We start from the raw sequence: 19,972 nt of genomic DNA on the forward strand, positions 1-19,972 counted from the left end.
GGAGAGGGTCAAAGGGCGCGAACGCTTTACGAACCCCAGTAACGAGCTCGGAAATCAACCGCCTGATTGCGGGCCCTGGGTCTGACTCGCCGGAGACGACAGCACCCTCTACAGCCATGCCTTCGAGTGAAGCCAGAAGGATTGCTACGTGTGGATCAAGGGTTCCAAGCGGAGTCCCTTTCCGCTTTCGATTTCGCGCGTTACGGCGTTTTGCTCTGGACGTCATTGTTGTATTCCAGCACAACACCAGGCTTCTGCTGCGCGTTCCCCTCTGATTTATAGCCTTTTGCCGGTAGTCGCCAGCCGAAGCCGCTTGACACGTTCGAACGGACAGTTCTTTTGGGGCACAGGATTCTTCTCGTTTGGCCAGCCCCGGTCCTGCCGGTAACGGCGTGCACGTCAGCAGAAAGCCAAAATTGCGAGGCTGTGTCGGCAACCGAGTACAGCGGTCAGGTCCAAGATAAAGTTCATGCTGGCTTTAACCCCGGAGTCTGACGTTTCGTTTCTGGGAGGGCGTAGACATTGTAAGCGACGAGTGCCAGGGCGAGTTTGACGCCCCCAGGCTGGATCTGACGCTGCGATCTTTTCTTGGTGCCGAAGTTCCAGGATGCCGATGGTTCATTGTGATCGTCCCGGTGCAGCCTGTCATCGATCAGAGCGACGTGGAAGTTCAACTTGCTGGCACTCTGGGCCGGAAACCTGAGAGTTTCAAGCCCGATGGCTAAGTAGCCGTTGGTCCAGCTGAAAGAACAGCAGGTCGAAGCAGACGTGGTGAGAATGTCCCATTTGTGCGTTGCCTCAAACCTCCGCCACAGGAGCCGCGAACTGCGCCTCGTACAGCCGCGCATAAGCCCCGCCCGCGGCCAACAACGAAGCGTGCGTGCCCTGCTCCACGATCTGGCCGGCCTCCATCACCAGGATGAGGTCGGCGTCGCGGATCGTGGACAGGCGGTGCGCAATCACAAATGAAGTCCGGTCTGACCGCAGCGCACTCATCGCCTTCTGCACCAGCACCTCAGTCCGGGTGTCCACCGAGGACGTCGCCTCGTCGAGGATCAGCACCGACGGCCGGGCCAGGAACGCCCGCGCAATGGTCAGCAGCTGCTTCTCACCCGCTGACACATTGGAGCCCTCGTCCTCCAGCACCGTGTCGTACCCCTCCGGCAGCGACCGCACGAACCGGTCCACGTACGTCGCCCGCGCCGCCTCCAAAATCTCGTCTTCCGAAGCCGAAGGCCGCCCGTACGCGATGTTGTCCCGGATGGTCCCGCCGAACAGCCACGTATCCTGCAGCACCATGCCCAGCCGCGAGCGCAGCTCGCGCCGGGAGACTGAGGTGACGTCCACGCCGTCGAGCGTTATCCGCCCGGCATCCAGCTCGTAGAACCGCATCATCAGGTTCACCAGCGTGGTCTTGCCCGCGCCGGTCGGCCCGACAATCGCCACGGTCTGCCCCGGCTCAGCCACCAGGGACAAAGAAGAGATCAGCGGCTTGTCCGGCGAGTACGAGAACGAAACGTCCTCGAATACCAGCCGCCCCCGCCCAAAAACAGGACCAGACGAAGCAGCAGGCTCAGCAGACTCCTCGTCCTCATCCAACAGCGAGAACACCCGCTCCGCGGACGCCACCCCGGACTGCAGCAGGTTCGCCATCGACCCCAGCTGCGCCAGCGGCATGGTGAACTGCCTCGAGTACTGGATGAACGCCTGCACGTCGCCCAGCTGCATGGCCCCGGACGCCACCTGCAGGCCGCCCACCACCGCGATCCCCACATACACCAGGTTTCCGATGAACGTCATGGCCGGCATGATCAGCCCGGAAATGAACTGCGCGCCGAAGCTCGCGTCGTACAGCTCCACGTTCTTCTGCCGGAACCGTTCCTCCACCTCGCGCTGCCGGCCGAACACTTTCACCAGCGCATGCCCGGTGTACGTCTCCTCGATCTGCCCGTTCAGCTCCCCCGTGTGCTTCCACTGCGCCACAAACAGCTTCTGCGAGCGCTTGGCGATCAGCGCCGTGATCCCCAGCGTCAGCGGCACGGTCACCAGCGCGATCAAAGCCAGCGTGGGCGAGAGGATGACCATCATCACCAGCACGCCCACCACGGTGAGCACCGACGTGACCGCCTGGCTGATGGACTGCTGCAGGCTTTGGGAGATGTTGTCCACGTCGTTGGTGACCCGGCTCAGCAGCTCGCCGCGCTGGATCGAATCGAAGTACCGCAGCGGCAGCCGGTGGATCTTCGCCTCGATCTCCTCGCGCAGTCCGAACACCGTCCGCTGCACCACCCCGTTCAGCACATACGCCTGCACCCACATAAACGCCGACGCCAGCACATACAGCACCAGCGCCCACATCAGCACGCTTCCCAGCGCCGCGAAGTCGATCCCCTGCCCCGGCGTCAGCGCCATGGGAGTGAGCATGTCCGCCTTCTGGTTCTCCCCCGCGGCGCGCAGCTGCGCGATCAACTCCGCCTTGCTCACCCCGGCGGGCAGCTGCTTGGAGACCACCCCGGCGAAAATGAGGTTGGTGCCCTCCCCCAGCAGCCGCGGCCCGATCACCGAGAGCGTCACGCTGGCTACGCCCATCACCAGCACCAGCAGCAGCCAGGCCCGTTCCGGCCGCAGTGTCCCCAGCAGCCGCTTGGCCGACGGCCCGAAGTTCATCGCCTTCTCCGCCGGGATGTTCATCCCCCCGAACGGTCCGCCGCGTCCCGGTCCGCCCGCCGGACGGGGAATGCGGACGACGTCGGCAGTCCCGGTTTTCGAGGCCGCTGCGGTTCCGCCCGGGGCGGCTGAGTGGGGGGAGGCCCCGTGGGGAGCGCCCGACGTCGGCCGGTTCTGCGTGCTCATACCGTTTCCTCCGCTGCCAGCTGGGAGGACACAATCTCCCGGTACGTTTCGGACGTCTCCAGCAGCTCGCGGTTCGTTCCGCGCGCCACGATCCTGCCGTCGTCGAGCACTAGGATCTGGTCCGCGTCCACGATGCTGGAGACGCGCTGGGCGATGATCACCAGGGTGGCGCCGGCGGTGCTGCGCTTGAGGGCCTGCCGCAGGCGGGCGTCGGTGCCGGTGTCCAGCGAGGAGAAGGAGTCGTCGAAGATGTACAGCTCGGGCCGTTTCACCAGGGCCCGTGCGATGGCCAGCCGCTGCCGCTGCCCGCCGGAGACGTTGGTGCCTCCCTGGGAGATGGGCGCGTCCAGCCCGCCCTCCATCTCCTCCACGAAGTCGCGGGCCTGGGCAATCTCCAGCGCGGCCCAGCACTCGTCGTCGGTGGCGTCCGGTTTGCCGTACTGCAGGTTGCTGCGGACGGTGCCGCTGAACAGGTAGGGCCGCTGCGGCACCAGGCCGATGTGCCCCCAGAGCAGGTCCGGGTGCAGCTCGCGCACGTCCACGCCATCCATCCGGACCGCGCCGGTGGTGGCGTCGAACAGCCGCGGCATGAGGTTCACCAGGGTGGTCTTGCCAGCGCCGGTGCTGCCGATGATCGCCGTCGTCTGCCCCGCCTTGGCGGTGAAGCTGATCCCGGAGAGGACGGGCTGGTCGGCACCCGGGTAGGCGAATCCGACGTCGCGCATTTCCAGCTGCCCGCGGCGGTGCCCGTCGGACGAAATCGCGCTGCTCACGGGTTTCAGCGGCGGCCGGACGCTCGACTCGGTGCCCAGCACCTCGCCGATCCGGTCGGCCGAGACAGCGGCACGCGGGATCATCACCGCCATGAACGTGGCCATCATGACGGACATCAGGATCTGCATCAGGTAGCTCAGGAACGCGATGAGGGTGCCCACCTGCATGGAGCCGTCCTCGATCCGGAACGAGCCGAACCAGATCACCGCCACGCTGGACACGTTCAGCACCAGCATCACCACGGGGAACGCGAGCGCCATCAGCCGGCCGGCACGCAGCGCGGTGTCCGTGACGTCCTCGTTGGCCTGGGCAAAACGGGCGGTCTCGATGTCCTCACGGACGAACGCGCGCACCACGCGGATGCCGGTGAGCTGCTCGCGGAGCACCCGGTTCACCGTGTCGATCCGCTTCTGCATCTTCCGGAACAGCGGCACCATCCGGATGATGATGAGCCCCACGCCGATCATGAGCACGGGCACGGCGACGGCGATCAGCCAGGACAGCTGCACGTCCTGCCGGACGGCCATGATCACGCCGCCGATGGCCAGCATGGGCGCAGCCACCATCATGGTGGCGGCCATCAGCACCAGCTGCTGTATCTGCTGGACGTCGTTCGTGGACCGGGTGATCAGGCTGGGCGCGCCGAACTTCGTGACCTCCTGCTCGGAGAACTCCCCCACCCGCGTGAAGATGGCGCCGCGCAGGTCCCGGCCCACGCCCATGGCCGCCTTCGCCCCGAAGTACACGGCGATCACCGAGCACACGATCTGCAGCAGCGTGATGCCCAGCATCAGACCCCCCAGGTTCAGGATGACACCGGTGTCCCCCTTGGCCACTCCCTCATCGATGATGTCCGCGTTCAGCGTGGGCAGGTACAGCGACGCGATGGACTGCGCCAGCTGGAAAATCACGACGGCGATCAGCAGCTGCCGGTGCGGCCGCAGGTATTCAACAAGCAGTTTCCAGAGCAAAAGCGGCTCCCTGACTCGGGGCTCACGTGACGTGGTGCGAAGGTCAGTTTACGTCCGGAGGCTGGGAGTTCGGCCGGGGCAGAGGGGAGAAATTCGGCCGGTTCTCCCACAGCGTAGTGCGGCTTTGGCCGGGGGTTCCTGCCACGCAATGCAAAGTCAGCAGCATGGGGTGGCGGAGGCGCCGGGGCATACGCCGGGAAGCAGCCGCCCCCCGATGCTGAAGGAAGCCCATGCCCGATCCCGCCCGTCCCCTGCGCCAGCTTGGCTTGGGTTTAGGCCCGGACCCACTCCCGGACCAGCGCAATGACGTCCTCTTGGCGAGCCATGGCAGCCTCCGGGCTTTGAAGGATCACGTGGCCGCAGTCTCCTCCGATCATCTCCAACAAGCCGCTCCACTTCGAGGCATCAAAGCGCAAGGTGTCGTTGGGGGTCTTGGCGCCGCGGTGAAAAATTAGCTACACGTGATGCAGGGGCCGAAGGTTAAACGTGACCCGATCAACGGCATTGAAACAGAAGCTCGGCGCCTTCCATTTGATCCGCTCCGTGATTCCATCATCCGCGTTCAAGACAGCCAACCGTAAGCGCTCAATGGTGGGCTTCATTGGATGATCAAGCGAATCAAGGAACGAATCAACGGCCGGGTTTCGGTTTAGCGCCATCAGGCATGATCGCACCCAGCGTCCGGAAGAGCTAAAGATGGGTTGAAGATTGCTGCACGAACTTCTGAGCGTTACAGGGCATGTCAGAACTCAGATGGACCGTACGCGTCCCGCTAGCCCCCTCACCTAACCCGCGCGTCAAACCGCCGTCTGTACTCCGTGGGCGTCGTGCCGAAGGCGTCCGCGAAGTTCTGGCGCAGGGTGACGGCATTGCCGAACCCGCAGGCGGCGGAGATCTGGTCCACCGGCAGGTCGGTGGTCTCGAGAAGCCGCCGCGCTGCATCGAGGCGGCGCGCACGGATCCAGGCTGCCGGCGTTGTACCTGTTGCGGCCCGGAAGGACCGCACGAAGGTGCGGCGGCTCAGATGCGCCTGGGCAGCGAGCCGGTCGATGGTGAGGGGTTCGCCCAGGCGGCCCAGCGCCCATTCCAAAAGTCGCGAGATGGGGTCATCCGTGGCGCGCGGCGGGACCGGCCGGTCGATGTACTGCGCCTGGCCGCCGTCCCGGTGGGGAGCAATGACCAGGCTGCGTGCCACCTTGTTCGCAGCATCCGCCCCCAGCCGGGAACGCACCACGTGCAGGCAGGCGTCCAGTGCAGAAGCAGTGCCGGCCGAGGTCATGACGTCGCCATGGTCGATATAGAGCACGGACTGGTCCAGCGGGACATCGGGGTGCCGTGCCGCCAGGGAATCGAACGCCTGCCAGTGCGTGACGGCCCGGCGCCCCGCGAGCAGCCCCGCGTCCGCCACCGGGATCGCACCCAGGCACAGTCCCAGAATCGGCACGCCCCGGACGTGCGCCCTTTGCAGCACCCGCCGCAGCGCATCAGTGAGCATGCGACCGTCGTCGAACCATGAGGGCACCACCACGATGTCCGCCTTCTCCGCTGCCTCGGGCCCTTTTACCTCGCCCAGCCGGTAGCCCTCAGCGGTTGTTATCCCGCCTGCCTCGTCAGCAAAGAGCACGGTCTTCCAGTTGGCAAGGCCCTGGCGGGCCACCTCGTCAAACACCATCTGCGGTACGGCAAGGTGGAACATCGTCGCCCCGTCGAAGGCGTACACCGCAATCTTCATGCTGCACCTCTTCCTGCCATTGGCCCGATTCCATCGTATATCTGCCTTCGTGCCACTGTTGGCCTTCGCCGGCAGCAGGAAGACTGGAACGGTCGCCAACCGGCGGCCCATAAACCACCAGGGAGAACCACCACCATGACCAGCCCCCGCCGCGCCCTCATCCTCATCGACCTCCAGCAGCAGTACTTCGGCGGCCCGCTCGAGATCCAGTACCCGCCCCACCAGGAATCGCTTCCCATGATCGCCCGGGCAGTGGACGCCGCCACCGTCGCCGGCATTCCCATCGCCGTGATCCAGCATTCCGCCGGCGTTGGTGCGCCGGTCTTTGCGCCCGGCACGCCGGAGTTCGACCTGCACCCGGAGATCGAAGGCCGAAAAACGGACGCCTGGAAGTCAGTGGTCAAGCAGTACGGGTCCGTTTATGCGGACACGGACCTCGCCGGCTGGCTGCGGGAGCACGACGTCGACACGGTCACCCTGGTGGGCTACATGACCAACAACTGCGTGCTCGCCTCAGCCGTGGAGGCAGAGGTCCTCGGCTTCAGCACCGAGGTCCTCTCGGATGCCACCGGCGCCATCAACCTCGCCAACGACGCCGGTTTCGCTGATGCGAAGACGGTCCACACCACCCTCCTGGCCCTGCTGAACTCAAACTGGGCAGCGGTAGCGGATACTTCTCAGTGGACTGACGCGCTGGACAGCGGGCAGGCCCTGACGGGCAGTGACCTCGGCAGTTCGGCAGTGGCCGGCTCCGGGCTGGTAGCCCAGGCATAACCACCCCAACGATTTTCCAGGACGTATTAAATGACGTGGATTCTTCTGGCAGGCGCGATCCTCAGTGAGGTGACCGCGTCCCTTGCCTTGAAGGCTGCCCTGGACAACCCTGCCTTCTTTATTGTGGTGGTCCTGGGTTACACCGCTTCGTTCGGTTTCCTTGCCGGGGTCCTCCGCCAGGGCCTTGGTCTGGGCGTCGCCTACGGCATCTGGGCGGCGCTGGGCGTCACCCTCACGGTGCTGCTGGCGGCCCTCATCTTCGGCGAAACGCTGACCCCCGTCATGCTGGCAGGCGTGATTATGGTCATCGGCGGAGTCCTCTGCGTTGAACTCGGCTCGCACCACCCACCGGCCGAGACGCCGGCCGAAGAGCCGGCCAGGGAAATGGCCAACCCATGATGTGGCTTCTGCTGACCGAGGCCATCCTCACCGAGGTGAGCGCAACCCTGCTGCTCCGTGTCGCTTCCACCGGCAAGCGCCGCTGGTACGTACCGGTCGGCGTCGGGTATTTCCTGGCGTTTACCCTGCTCACCCTGACCCTCAAGGAGGGAATGAGCCTGGGAGTTGCGTACGGCACCTGGGCAGCTGCCGGCGTCGCCCTGACCGCCGTGGGAAGCCGCGTCTTCTTCAAGGAACGGATCACCCCCGTGATGATGTTGGGGCTCGGCCTCATCATAGGCGGCGTCCTGCTCATCGAGCTTGGGGCGGTCCACTAAGCAGCCAACGAGAATGCCCGGCCGGTGAATCCGGCCGGGCGCTGTTCGGGACTCGGCGTGACTGCTGCCTGACGTCGAGCGCCGCGATCAGGGAATCAGGTTCTCGGCGCGGTAGCGGTCAAAGAGTGTTGTGAAGGCGTCGAGCGTCCGCCGGTATCCCGTGAAGCCGGCATCTCGGCTCTTGCCCATGTCCGTCACCACCTCGATGCCGCGCCCCAGGTCACCGTCCGTGTGCCACCAGGATGCCACGCGGTCCAGCTCCGGTTCGCTGAGGTTATGGCGCCCGGCAAGCTCACGCCACTGGTCTTCCCGCCCTGCCATGGACTGCTCGAGGGGGCGGGGCTCCCCCTGGTACCCCTCCCATTCCACACCGAAGTACGCTGCGAGTTTGGGCCACATCCAGCGCCAGCGGAACACGTCGCCGTTGACGATGTTGAATGCTTCGTTGGCGGCTGCGGGGGTGGTGGAGGCCCAGAGCATGTGTTCGGCGAGCAGGCCTGCCTCCGTCATGTCAGTCAGCCCGTTCCACTGCGTTTCGGACCCGGGGAACACGAACGGTTCCCCGTTTTCCCGGCACAGGGTCGCCTGCGCGGCAAGGGTGAGGCCCATGTTCATGGCGTTGCCCACCGCATGCCCGATCACGGTGTGGGCGCGGTGCACGGACCAGGTGAACCCCTGCTCCGCCGCCGCTGCCCAGAGCTCGTCCTCCTGCGCGTAGTAGAAGTTCCTCACAGGAAGGCGCGGCTCCTCCTCGTGGAAGGGCGTGTCCGGCATCTCTCCGGCGGCGTAGGCCTCGAACGGTCCGAGGTAGTGCTTGAGGCCGGTCATCAGGGCAACGTGGGCCACGTCCTTGCCACGGAGGGCTGCGAGGAGGTCACGCACCATGCCGGCGTTGACGGCGATATTCTCCTCCTCGGTGGCCTGCCGCGACCAGGCGGTGAAAAAGACATGCGAGGGGTTCTCCGGGCCAAGCACAGCGGCCAGTGAGGCAGCCGAGGTCAGGTCTGCGGAGAGCCACTTGACTCCGGCGCGCTCGGGGCCGGGCCTGCGGGACAGGGCAAGGACGGCCCATCCCTCGCCAATCAGGGTGTCCACCAGGGCGGAGCCCGCGATGCCGGTGGCTCCTACGACGAGTGCCGTCCGTCCGTTGGCCGCTGCTGTTCCTACGCCGGTAGTCATGGTGCTCCTTCTGGTGTGTGCTGCGTGAATGCGCTCGCGTCGGCAGGGTTCCATGTTCTGGAGGGGCCCGCGCGATGTGTCGCGGCGGGGCGTCGTGCCGACGGGGGCCCCCTATTGACAAGCCGCAGCATCCGGCAGATATTCCGCCACCCGCCGTCGAACTCGACGCCCGGCTGGGCAGCGCCACTGCCAAGGATCTTCACCGCCACACAAAATGCCGTAGTGATCGCCCACAAAAAGACAGCGGACGACGGCGGGATGTCCCGCCATCGACCGCGTCCCGTCAGCACCTGGCTCAGTAAGCCTTAACGCGCTGCTCCACAATGAGATGGATCAGCGCGAAGACGCCGTCGTCGTCGATGGCCGCCAGGGCGGCGTCCAGTGCCGCCGGAACGTCACAGTCCTCGGTGACAGTGATGCCGAAACCGCCGAAGGCCCGGGCCATCAGGCCGAAGTCCGGATTCTTCAGCTGCGTCCCGGACACGCGTGACGGGTAGTGCCGCTCCTGGTGGGTGCGGATGGTGCCGTATTCCTGGTTGTCCATAACGATCACCAGCGGCGTGGCCCCATACTGGGCCGCGGTGGCCAGCTCCTGGCCGTTCATGAGGAACTCCCCGTCCCCGGCGATGGTGACCACACGGCGCCCGGGTTCAGCCAGTGACGCCGCGATGGCCGAAGGGACCGAGTAGCCCATTGAGCCGTTGCGGGCGCTGATCATGGAGGCGTAGCGGCGGGTGGGGAAATAGCGGTGGGCCCAGTTGGTGTGCTCGCCCGCGCCGAATGTCACCATTGAATCCTCGGGCAGCCTGGGCACCAGGTTCGCCATCAAGGTGTCCATCCTCGCCTGTCCCGCTGCCGGCGCCGCCGGGGGTAACGCGGCGAACCTGTCCTGCTCGCCCCGCATCCGGTCCGTCCATGCCTTCCACTCTTCCTTCACCGGCAGGTCGAGGCCCACCAGGTCGCGGACAAAGGCCTCCGGCTTGGCCAGGATTTGCCGCGAAACAGGTCCCGACCGGCCACGGAGGGAGGGGTCCACAGTGACCAGGAAGTTCTTCTTGTTCCAGTCCTGCCGGCAGAGGAATCCGTCCGTAATCACATCGCCCGGAACAGTCCCCACAAACACCAGCAGGTCCGTTTCCTCCAGCAGGTCGTAGGTGGGGCGGGGGCGGCCGTAGCCAATGGGGCCCACATAGGAGGGGGAATCGAAGGAGACCGTTCCCTGCGTCCGCCATTCAGCTGCCGCCGGGATATGGTGCCGTTCCAGCCATCCCGTCAGCTGGTCCGCTGCCTCCTGCGTCCAGTCGTTGCCGCCGGTGACAAAGAGCGGCTTGCGGGATTCTGCCAGCGCAGCCTGCAGGGCGGCGGCGTCGGTGCTGCTCATCCCGCCGGCTGCCACCGGAATGACGGGGTGAATCGCCGGGTCAATCTGCTGCCGGATGATGTCCTCCGGCAGCCCCACCACCACAGGGCCCGGCCGCCCGCTCATGGCCGCAAACATCGCCTCGGCCACGATCTCGGACGCCCGCTCCGGGTGGTCAAGGACCATCACGCGCTTCGCGCCCGTATCGAACCAGGCCTTGATGTCGAACTCCTGGAACGCCTCGCGGTCCCGGTGCGCGAAGGGGATGAGGCCAACAAACAGCAGCATGGGGGTGGAGTCCTGCCATGCGGTGTGCAGCCCCACATGCGCGTTGGCCGCGCCGGGCCCCCGGGTCACCATCGCTATGCCGGGGCGCTGGTTCATTTTCCCGTCGGCCTCGGCCATGTACGCGGCCCCGCCCTCGTGCCGGCAGACGATGGTCTCAATGTCCGATGTGTGCAGGCCGTCCAGCACATCGAGGAAGCTCTCGCCGGGGACCACATAGGTGCGATCCACACCATGGGCCACCAGCGAATCAACAATCATGTGCCCGGCTGATTTCAGTGCCTGGCCGGTGCCGGCCTGCGGCACCTCCGAATGGATTGACGGCCGGGAGCCGTGGTCGGAATTCCCGACGGCGACGGGCAGGGTGTGGGATGCGGTCAGGGTTGCTTCGGTTTCCGTTGTCATGGGCTTTCTTTGGCTGTTTGGACTGGTTTGGCGTTGGTAGTGGATGGTGCGGGGTTATCTGAAGGTGTCGGCGGGTGCGTTGGCGATGACGGGTGCTGTGCCGCTGTAGCCGTCGCGGGTTTCGGCGATTTCGCGGATGCGTGCCCGGCAGGCGTACCAGCCGAAGACCATGAGGACGCAGGCGATGGCGGTGACGAGCATGGTGAGGGGTGAGTCGATGAAGACCATGACCAGCACGCTCGCCAGGAAGAGCAGGGAGAGGTAGCCGGTGTAGGGGGCGCCGAACATCCGGAAGGACGGGCGTTTGAGCCAGCCTTTGTTGGCCCAGCGGTGGAGTTGGATTTGGCAGAGCACGATGGTGGCCCAGGTCATGATGATGCCGACGGAGGCGACGTTGAGGACGATTTCGAAGGCTTGGGCGGGGACGAGGTAGTTCAGGGGGACGCCGAGGAGGGATACTCCGGCGGTGATGGCGATGCCGCCGTAGGGGACGCCGGCTTTGTTCATGCGGCCGGCGAATTTGGGGGCGGAGCCGTTGACGGACATGGAGCGAAGGATGCGGCCGGTGGAGTAGAGGCCGGCGTTGAGGGAGGAGAGTGCGGCGGTGAGGACAACGAGGTTCATGATGACGTCCACGCCCTGGATGCCGATGGAGCCGAAGAATGTCACGAACGGGCTGACGCCCTTTTCGTAGGAGGTGTACGGGAGGAGGAGGGCGAGGAGGATGACGGAGCCGACGTAGAAAACGGCGATGCGGAAGACCACGGAGTTGATGGCTTTGGGCATGATTTTTTCCGGGTTTTCGGTCTCGCCGGCGGCGGTGCCTACGAGTTCAATGGAGGCGTAGGCGAACAGGACGCCCTGCATGAGGATGATCATGGGGAGCAGGCCGTTGGGGAAGATTCCGCCGTTGTCCGAGAGGAGGCTGAGGCCTACTTGCTGGCCGTCCACGGGGGTGCCGAAGATGACGAAGTAGGTGCCCACGATGAGGAAGACGACCAGGGCTGCGACTTTGATGATGGCGAACCAGAACTCGAGTTCACCGAAGACCTTCACCGAGACGAGGTTCAGGGCCAGGACCACGAGGAGGGCGATCAGGGCCCAGGCCCACTGCGGGACGGCCGCCATCCAGGGGATGTAGTGGCCGAAGAAGTTCATGTAGAGGGCGGCGGCGGTGATGTCCACGATGGTGGTGGTGGCCCAGTTGATCCAGTAGAACCAGCCGGACACGAACGCGGCCTTCTCGCCGAAGAATTCCCGGGCGTAGGAAACGAACGAGCCCGAGGAGGGCCGGTGCAGGACGAGTTCGCCCAGGGCCCGGAGGATGAGGAACGCGAAGAAACCGCAGACGGCGTAGGCGATGACCAGCGACGGGCCCGCGGCGTTGAGGCGTCCGCCAGCGCCGAGGAACAGACCGGTCCCGATCGCACCACCGATCGCGATCATCTGGATCTGCCGCGGTTTGAGGTTCTTGTGATACCCCTTATCCTCGGCATGCAAGGCGGACTCGGAGGCATGCGCATGGCCGCCGTCGATTTGTTTCAGTACAACCTCGTCATTGGGGTTGGGCATGGTTGATCCTTTCGATACGGAGAAGATCCTGCTGGGATGGGAAAGAAGTTGTGGGGCGTGCGCCCCGACGGGCAAGAAAACCGGTTAAAAAACAGACCAGCCGGTGCGGTCGGAAAGGTCGGCGAGAGCCGCGGTACCGGCAAGGGAGTTTCCTTTGGCGTCCAGCCGCGGGCTCCAGACGCAGATGGCACCAACACCTGGAACGATCACCAGGATCCCGCCGCCCACACCGCTTTTCCCGGGAAGTCCCACCCGGTAGGCGAACTCGCCCGCGGCGTCGTACATCCCGCACGTCAGCATGATGGAGCCGATGCGTTTCGCGTCGCTGCGGGACACCACAGTTCCGAGCGTTCCCTGGCCGTCGCGGGCGAGGAAGAGTCCCGCTTTGGCGAGTTCCACGCAGGACATCATGATGGAACATTGGCGGACGTAGTTTTCCACCACGGATTCCGCGGCCTGCCCCAGGTTGCCGAAGCCCTTCAGGAAGTGCGCCAACGCCAGGTTGCGGCTGCTGCTGGAAAGCTCGCTGGCAGCGGCGGCCTCATCGATGAAGGGCCCGGTGCTGGCCGCCTGGGTGGTGAGGAACCGCAACACCTGGGTGGCGGCGTCGGACGTTTCTTCCATCAGGTGATCGGTGACCACCAGGGCGCCGGCGTTGATGAACGGGTTTCGCGGGATGCCATGCTCCACCTCCAGCTGGACCAGGGAGTTGAACGAGGTCCCGGACGGTTCGCGCAGCACCCGGGACCACAGTTTTCCTGAGCTGTCGCCTCGAAGCGCCATTGCCAGCGTGAACACCTTGGAGATGCTCTGGATGGAAAACGGGACGTCGGCATCGCCGGAACTGAACACCTCACCGGACGTGGTGGCGACGGCGATTCCGAACCTGCTGAAGGGTACCTCTGCCAGGAGGGGGATGTTGGCCGGGACCGACCCGGTTTCCCGCTGTGGCCTGTGGTTGCGGACGACGTCGTCCAGTATCCGGTCCAGCGGCGGTGCTTTGAGTGTTGTGGTCATTTCCTGCCCAGTTGTTCTTTAGGTGTGCTGGCCCATTCCTGGATGTGGAGCAGGGCCACCAGCGAGTCGCGCGGGTTGCCGAAGTCCAGCCCGGTGGCCCGGGATGCCTTGCTGATCCGGTAATAGACGGTGTTCTTGTGCAGCCCCATCCTGCTGGCGCACTCGGCCACATCGAGTGAGGCATCAAAGTACGCGTGCAGGGTTTCCGCGAGTTCGGTGTCCTGCCGCAGCAGGGCGGAAAGACCGCGGTGGCGGAACGTGGAGGAGGTGAAATTCTGGACCGCCTCGCGGAAGAGGATCTCTCCCTCGAACTCGTCCACCGTGGCAACACCCCGGTCCGGAGACGTGCCCACACACCTCAACAGGGCCTCGGTGATACGGGTGGTTGAGTGCAGGGACAGCAGGTCCGGGACTACCGGACCGACGGCGGCGAACGGGCTGATGCCGAGATGCTTGCCGGCATCCCGAACGATGGACTCCGCCAGGCTCCGCAACCCGGGCTCCGCCGAGGTTGACTGCAGGCCGGGGACAATGACGGCGGTGTCGCCCTTGAACTGGCCCACGACGGCGGACGGCTTGTAGGCGGCCGCGTGGATGGATGCCAGGTTGGCAAGTTCGCCGTGCTTCAGTGCTGCGTCGTCGGCCTGGGCTTCGGAAACGGGCATTCCTATCAGGATCAGTGCGGCCGGGCGCTCGGCGGAGATCTTCTCGCTGTGGGCACTGGCCGCGGCTTCCGCCGAACCTGACAGGATCCGCACAATGCGGTCCTCGCGCATATGCACAGACTGCTGGTTGCGGTGACGGATCAGCTCGGCGGAGGCCCGGGCAGCAGACCCTTTCAGCACATAATCAACGTCCGGGCCGAAGCCGTCACCGGTTTCCTGCAGCCAGATGTAGCCCATGATCCGGTCGCCGGCGAACAGCGTGATGGCCACCCGTTCCCGCAGCCCGTCCTGGGGCCGGGCCGGTACCCGCACCGGCAGCCGGGTCCGGTGCAGTTCACGGTAGGCTCCCAGGTCCTTCAGCAGCAGCTCGTATTTACGCGGACCACGCCGGGCCAGGATGGAGGCCTTGCGCAGCTCGTCGATGTCGTTCGAAACGGTGGAGTACGCCAGGACCTTGTTGGCGGCGTCTTCGATGAGCACATGGCTGGATGTGAGCCTGGCAGTGGTCTGGGCGATGGCAAACAGGTCCTCTTCCAGCAGCGTCAGCACTTCACTCTGGTAGCTGCGCGGCTGGATGCGGTCCTTGGCGATGGACAGCAGCCGGTCCCAGTCAGCCCCCGGATCCACCAGGAGCAGGCCTGTGCCGGCTTCGCGCAGCAGCTCTTCAGCTTCGCCGAGCTCTTCACGTCTTCCCTTGACGGCCACCACCGGCGGAGGGTTCTTCAGGAGCCGCCGCAGCGCGGGCAAAGCCGAGCGGCCGCGGACGCCGATCAGCAGGACAAAGGCCGCGCCGCCGTCGGGCGTTTCATCATCCGCATCCACGATCAGGAACCGGTCGATCGCAGAGCCGGCCGGGGCTGGCCTGAGGATGAGGCTGGCGAAACCCAGGGGGAGATCCGAGAGGATATCGTCCACCGTAACCGCTGCCATGGGCATCCTTCTGCGTAGAGCTGGCCGGACGGCTCTGTCCGGTCACCTCATGCTATCCAGCCAGGCGCCCCCAAAATATGGAAAGGAACCCAAATGCAGTGGCAGCTTTTCGGGTGGCTGACCAAGTTTCTACGGTGCGGGGACCTGTATGGCCCCGATGAGTAATTCCTAGTGGCGGGAGACCAGGACGCCCACGTGCTCTGAGATCTCGGCGAGGGCATCGCGGTGGTGGGGTTCCTCGGGGTCGCCGAACACGATCTCTCGAAGATAGGTCCGGCCGTTGTCGATCTGCTTGCGGTTGCACTCCACCACCGGGCGAACGATCGCCATCACTGCCTCGAACACATCGGGGATGGCCCCGGCGGCCGTTTTACCCTCCGCGAGCGCGTCGGCGTAGCTGGAGTTCTGCACGAGCAGGAGCAACTCGCCCTTGGTTTTGGCGTACAGGAATAGAGTCCCCGTACCGATGTCAGCCCTGCCATCATCAGCCATTGGCCGGCCCTGTCCTGGATGAGGCGCCTCGAGATGCCCCGCAGGGCTCATCGTTCGCCGGTCCTGCGGCTGCTGACCGCCCGGTCGACTGAACTTCCAGCCAGATGTGCTACTCGGCGATGTCTTCTGCCCATAGTTCTGGGTGTTCGTCCTGGAAGGTGCGCATCATCTCAACGCATCGGGCATCATTCAACACCACCACTTCGACGCCGCGTGAGCGGAGAAGGTCGAATTCGCCGGGGAACGTCTCGGCCTCGCCCACCACCACGCGCGGAATCTTGAATTGGATGATGGTCCCGGTACACATCGCACACGGCGCCAGCGTGGTGTAGAGGGTTGTGTCCCGGTAGCTCTTCTGGCGTCCGGCAGCCCGCAACGCAGACATCTCGCCATGGGCGATTGGATCGCCATGCTGGACACGCTCGTTGTGGCCGCTGGCAATGACCACCCCGCCGCGGGCTAATGCAGCACCGATCGGGATGCCGCCCTCTCGGAGGCTCTTTTGTGCGGCCTCATAGGCAGCTTCGAAGGCGGGGTCTGTGATGGTTCGTTCAGTTTCGGACATGGGTGCAGTCTAGAGAACTAGTCCCTGTGGCGGACAGGGAGTCCGGGCAGAGTAGAGCACCAGCGAGCGCAGGGGTGCGTTAGCCCTCGGCGGGCACTGGTTCCCTGTCTTCTACGTCTTCTACGAATTCGGGCGGGGACGCCAGTTCGCCTGCCGCCGCCATGACTTTGTCAGCCGGCACCCCGGCAGCCAGGGCGGCCTCAATCTGCACCTCGCACGCGGCTTTTGCCTGGTCAAGGGCCCACTCAGCGGCCTCGACCTCGCCGACGCGGGTAGTCACTGCGGCTAGCAGCGCCTCCTGCATGGTTAACAGGTCAGCAGCCGCCCGTTTGGACGCGGGTGACTCCGGCTCGTGTTCTCCGGCGATGGTCCAATCGACCTGGGCGATGGACAGAGGTGGGGTATTGGAATTGGTGAACGGTTCCACGGTGCGGCCTTCTATGACTTGCGAAGGAATTCTCCCGGTCGCTGAGCGGAATAAGGTCTCTGAGGACCACCAGACTGGACAAGTCTGTCTATTAGGTCAGACACTACACAGCAGCCGCCGAGATAAGAAGCGTGGCCTGCTTGCGTGCCTGGCATCGCGAACCTCGGATGAGGAAGAGACCGGCCAGGACGGCAAGCGCTGACGGTTAGTCTTTGCCCAGGTTTTCCCTGAGTAGGGCGCGGTGTTCGACGGCGGCTTGTCGGTGGAGCGCGCGGCCGGCGTCGGTGAGTTCCAGGAACAGTGAGCGCCGGTCATCTTCGCAGGACTGGCGGGAGATCAGTCCGGCTTTGTCGAGCCGGTCCACCACCTTGGACATGGCGCTCTGCGTCATGGGTGTGCGCTCACCGAGTTGCTTCATGCGGCATGCCGCGTCCGTGCTTTCGGCGACGAGGTCCAGGATTTCAAACTCCGTCAGGCCGATGCCGAACTTCGATTCCAGCGCACGCTCGAGCGCCCCCGCAGTGTTGAAGTACGTGGTTTGGATGCTGCGCCATTGCTCAACCAACTGGCGGTCCTGCGGTTTTGCCATGCAGCGATTCTAATTCATGACCAATTAAAAGTCCACGTCATAATATTCCTTGTCATTCAATGACGCGTCATATAAGTTGTTCTTATGACTTCAACTTCCACCCTTGAAAGATCAGCCGGAGGCCGGCTGACCGCCGTGCGCTGGACCCGTGCACAGTGGATGCTCCTCCTGGTCCTGTGCACCGTCCTGGCACTTGATGCACTGGACGTATCAATGGTCGGTGTGGCCCTGCCTTCAATCGGCAACGAACTTCATCTCGGCACCGAATCCCTCCAGTGGATCGTCTCCGCCTACGTGCTCGGCTATGGAAGCCTGCTCCTGCTGGGCGGACGCATGGCGGACCTACTCGGTCGTCGGAAAATCTTCCTCATCGCACTCAGCGTCTTCGCCGCAGCATCCCTGCTCGGCGGGCTGGTGGATGACCCGGCCCTGCTGATCGCCACCCGTTTCGTGAAGGGCTTGGCCGCCGCATTCACGGCTCCCGCTGCCTTCTCCATCATCACCACGAACTTCGCTGAAGGGCGCGAACGCAACCGCGCCTTGTCCATCTTCACCACGTTCGGCGCCAGCGGATTCTCCCTCGGCCTGGTGGTGGGTGGCCTCATGACTGCCCTGAGCTGGCGCTGGACCTTCCTGGTCTCCGTTCCGGTGGCAGTGATCGTTGTGATCCTCGGGCTGAAGTACATCCCCCGGGACGGAGCCGCAGGCCAGGCCGCAGGCAAAAATGCCGACGGGGAGCAAGAGAGCGGGCATGACATCTGGGGCGCCATCACGCTCGCGGGCGGCATGCTGGGGCTGGTGTACACGCTGGTAGCGGCGCCGGGGAACGGCTGGGGATCTGTGGCAACTATCGCCGGGTTCGTGGCCTCCACCGCGGTGCTTGCAGCGTTCGGCGTGATCGAAACCCGCGTCAAGCACCCCCTGATCCGGTTCAGCATCCTCAAGGAAGGCTGGGTTGCCAGGGCCAACCTCAGTGCCGTGGGGCTGTTCGGCTCCTACCTGAGTTTCCAGTTCATCCTGACGCTGTACCTGCAGTCCGTGCTGGGATGGAGCCCCCTAGGCATGGCGCTGGCTCTGCTCCCGACCGGCCTGCTGGTAGCCTCGAGCGCTCCCTTCGCAGACCGGCTCATCGAGAGATTCGGCACCCCTCGGCTGATCCTGACTGGACTGGCGTCACTGACGCTCGGGTACGTGTTGTTCCTTCGCGTTGGCACCTCGCCCAATTACGTGACCGACATTCTGCCGTCCGTGCTGTTGCTGGGGGTCGGTTTCGCCCTGGCTTTCCCGTCCATCAACGTCCAGGCCACCGCGGGCATCCGTGATTCCGAGCAAGGTCTTGCCGCAGGCCTGATCCAGACCAGCACGCAAGTCGGTGCCGCCCTGGTGCTGGCCGTCACCACGGCAATGGTGAGCGGTCATGGCAATGCGTCCGCCCCAGGTGCCGCCGTCGATGCGGCCGCGATGCTGGAACAGTACCGGCCGGGCCTGATCCTGAGCGCCGCGGTGGCCGTGGCCGCCCTCCTCGTTGCCGCGACACCCAAGCTATCGCTGGGCAAAGGGCGACAGCCGGCAGTGGTAACCGACGGGCGTCCGTAGGAGCTGCCGAAGCCAGCGTCCACTCCTCCATCTCGCCGCCGAACTGGCCATCGGCCCAGGCCTAGAGGTAATCGCCGACATGTTCGCGGGCGATTTCCAAGAGGGTGGATTGGAAAGCGACCTCCGCCGGGGCGTAGACCTTGTCTTGGCGCTGGGCCAGCAATACCCGCCGCATGGGCGCGGCAGCACCGAGACTTATTACCCTGACATCGGGGTGCTGGAGGGCCACTGCAGTTTTGGGCACCATGGCCACGCCCATTCCGACACTGACCATGGCCTGAGCCTCTTGGTAGTCGTTGGCCAGGAAGCCAATGGTCGGCTCGAACCCGGCATCGTGGGCTGAGCGTTGCAGGACCTCGACCACCGGGTGGGCCTCCGCCCGAACTATCCAGGACTCCTTTCGTAGGTCCTCCATCCTCACCTCATCCCGGTCCGCGAGTGGGTGGCCACGGGCCACCAGGATCACTGTGCTCTCCTGGAAGACTTCTGTTACCCGGATTGCATCGTCGTGGAACCGATTCCAGGGATAGTCCCAGAGCAGGCACAGGCCGGTGACCCCGGACTCGAGGTCCGACACAAGTTCGTCAAAGCGCGCACTGCGCACCGACAGGCCAATAGCCGGATATCGCTTCTTAAAGGCGCGGATCACCACGGGCAGAAATGATCCGGCGAGCGTGGGGAATGTACCTATGGTCAAGGAGCCGCGTCTGAGTCCAGCGATCTGATCCAGGTCGGACTGGGCTGCCCGCATCTGTCCGATGATCTTGCGGGCGTGGCCGGCCAACACCTGGCCGGCCTCGCTGGGCGCAACTCCACGGGAGCGGCGGTTGAGCAGGGGCTGCCCGACTTCCTGTTCGAGCTTCCGCAGCTGCTGGGACACTGCGGACGGGCTGTACATCATCAACTCGGCCGCACCGGTGATCGATCCCTGCTCGACGACCTCCACAAGGAGGGCCAGCCGTCGGATGTCGAATAAATCTTGGCCTTCATCGTTAAGCAAAGCTTCAGCCTTCCATCTGTTTGGTTCATTCTATGCAGGTGCGAGTGAATCGGCGCCATGCCGGGGCCGT

16 protein-coding genes and 1 pseudogene are annotated in these 19,972 nt (G+C 64.8%); 4 read left to right on the forward strand and 13 right to left on the reverse strand.

The window, feature by feature from the left end; genetic code table 11:
• Positions 1 to 798: 798 nt before the first annotated feature.
• From ACZY0Q_RS17340 to ACZY0Q_RS17350, 3 genes are all read right to left on the reverse strand, one after another.
• A complete protein-coding gene (locus tag ACZY0Q_RS17340; RefSeq protein WP_463918720.1) occupies positions 799 to 2,853 on the reverse strand; it encodes an ABC transporter ATP-binding protein in 2,055 nt (684 codons plus the stop codon).
• On the reverse strand, positions 2,850 to 4,598 hold the full coding sequence (locus ACZY0Q_RS17345; protein ID WP_463918721.1) for an ABC transporter ATP-binding protein: 1,749 nt from the start codon (positions 4,596 to 4,598) through the stop codon (positions 2,850 to 2,852). The genes ACZY0Q_RS17340 and ACZY0Q_RS17345 overlap by 4 nt, the downstream gene beginning before the upstream one ends.
• A 781-nt stretch (positions 4,599 to 5,379) precedes the next feature.
• A complete protein-coding gene (locus ACZY0Q_RS17350; protein ID WP_463918722.1) occupies positions 5,380 to 6,330 on the reverse strand; it encodes a GlxA family transcriptional regulator in 951 nt (316 codons plus the stop codon).
• A gap of 135 nt (positions 6,331 to 6,465) precedes the next feature.
• Between ACZY0Q_RS17350 and ACZY0Q_RS17355 the strand changes: the two genes are divergently transcribed.
• From ACZY0Q_RS17355 to ACZY0Q_RS17365, 3 genes are read left to right on the forward strand one after another with little or no spacing between them, the layout of a single operon-like run.
• Entirely contained in the window at positions 6,466 to 7,104 is a 639-nt protein-coding gene (locus ACZY0Q_RS17355; protein WP_463918723.1) for an isochorismatase family protein, read from the forward strand.
• Between the two features lie 30 nt (positions 7,105 to 7,134).
• On the forward strand, positions 7,135 to 7,503 hold the full coding sequence (locus tag ACZY0Q_RS17360; protein ID WP_463918724.1) for a DMT family transporter: 369 nt from the start codon (positions 7,135 to 7,137) through the stop codon (positions 7,501 to 7,503).
• Positions 7,500 to 7,820, forward strand: coding sequence for a DMT family transporter (locus tag ACZY0Q_RS17365; RefSeq protein WP_463918725.1), 321 nt, complete (start codon positions 7,500 to 7,502; stop codon positions 7,818 to 7,820). Before ACZY0Q_RS17360 ends, ACZY0Q_RS17365 begins: the two co-directional genes overlap by 4 nt.
• An 87-nt stretch (positions 7,821 to 7,907) precedes the next feature.
• Here ACZY0Q_RS17365 and ACZY0Q_RS17370 read toward each other — a convergent pair whose 3' ends face one another.
• The 9 genes and pseudogenes from ACZY0Q_RS17370 to ACZY0Q_RS17410 form a co-directional block, all read right to left on the reverse strand.
• Positions 7,908 to 8,999 carry an SDR family oxidoreductase gene (locus ACZY0Q_RS17370; protein ID WP_463918726.1) on the reverse strand — a complete coding sequence of 364 codons (1,092 nt, stop codon included), beginning with the start codon at positions 8,997 to 8,999 and terminating at the stop codon, positions 7,908 to 7,910.
• 295 nt (positions 9,000 to 9,294) lie between these two features.
• A complete protein-coding gene (locus ACZY0Q_RS17375) occupies positions 9,295 to 11,049 on the reverse strand; it encodes a thiamine pyrophosphate-dependent enzyme (RefSeq protein ID WP_463918727.1) in 1,755 nt (584 codons plus the stop codon).
• 54 nt (positions 11,050 to 11,103) lie between these two features.
• The gene (locus tag ACZY0Q_RS17380; protein WP_463918728.1) at positions 11,104 to 12,621 is read right to left on the reverse strand and encodes an amino acid permease; all 1,518 of its coding nucleotides are present in this window, start codon (positions 12,619 to 12,621) and stop codon (positions 11,104 to 11,106) included.
• Positions 12,622 to 12,705: 84 nt separating this feature from the next.
• The gene (locus ACZY0Q_RS17385; RefSeq protein ID WP_463918729.1) at positions 12,706 to 13,638 is read right to left on the reverse strand and encodes a glutaminase; all 933 of its coding nucleotides are present in this window, start codon (positions 13,636 to 13,638) and stop codon (positions 12,706 to 12,708) included.
• The gene (locus ACZY0Q_RS17390) at positions 13,635 to 15,233 is read right to left on the reverse strand and encodes a PucR family transcriptional regulator (RefSeq protein WP_463918730.1); all 1,599 of its coding nucleotides are present in this window, start codon (positions 15,231 to 15,233) and stop codon (positions 13,635 to 13,637) included. The genes ACZY0Q_RS17385 and ACZY0Q_RS17390 overlap by 4 nt, the downstream gene beginning before the upstream one ends.
• A 210-nt stretch (positions 15,234 to 15,443) precedes the next feature.
• Positions 15,444 to 15,710: pseudogene (locus tag ACZY0Q_RS17395) on the reverse strand (TetR/AcrR family transcriptional regulator); the annotation flags it as partial.
• A gap of 124 nt (positions 15,711 to 15,834) precedes the next feature.
• A complete protein-coding gene (locus ACZY0Q_RS17400; RefSeq protein ID WP_463918731.1) occupies positions 15,835 to 16,290 on the reverse strand; it encodes a nucleoside deaminase in 456 nt (151 codons plus the stop codon).
• A gap of 79 nt (positions 16,291 to 16,369) precedes the next feature.
• On the reverse strand, positions 16,370 to 16,717 hold the full coding sequence (locus ACZY0Q_RS17405; RefSeq protein WP_463918732.1) for a hypothetical protein: 348 nt from the start codon (positions 16,715 to 16,717) through the stop codon (positions 16,370 to 16,372).
• 205 nt (positions 16,718 to 16,922) lie between these two features.
• A complete protein-coding gene (locus tag ACZY0Q_RS17410; protein ID WP_463918733.1) occupies positions 16,923 to 17,306 on the reverse strand; it encodes a MarR family winged helix-turn-helix transcriptional regulator in 384 nt (127 codons plus the stop codon).
• An 84-nt stretch (positions 17,307 to 17,390) separates the two neighbouring features.
• Here ACZY0Q_RS17410 and ACZY0Q_RS17415 point away from each other — a divergent pair, with 84 nt between their 5' ends.
• On the forward strand, positions 17,391 to 18,902 hold the full coding sequence (locus ACZY0Q_RS17415; protein WP_463918734.1) for an MFS transporter: 1,512 nt from the start codon (positions 17,391 to 17,393) through the stop codon (positions 18,900 to 18,902).
• Positions 18,903 to 18,963: 61 nt separating this feature from the next.
• Here the strand turns inward: ACZY0Q_RS17415 and ACZY0Q_RS17420 are convergent, their stop codons facing one another.
• Complete coding sequence (locus tag ACZY0Q_RS17420) at positions 18,964 to 19,902, reverse strand: LysR substrate-binding domain-containing protein (protein WP_463918735.1); 939 nt, start codon at positions 19,900 to 19,902, stop codon at positions 18,964 to 18,966.
• Positions 19,903 to 19,972 lie beyond the last annotated feature (70 nt).

It is taken from the genome of Pseudarthrobacter lactosi (assembly GCF_055412785.1).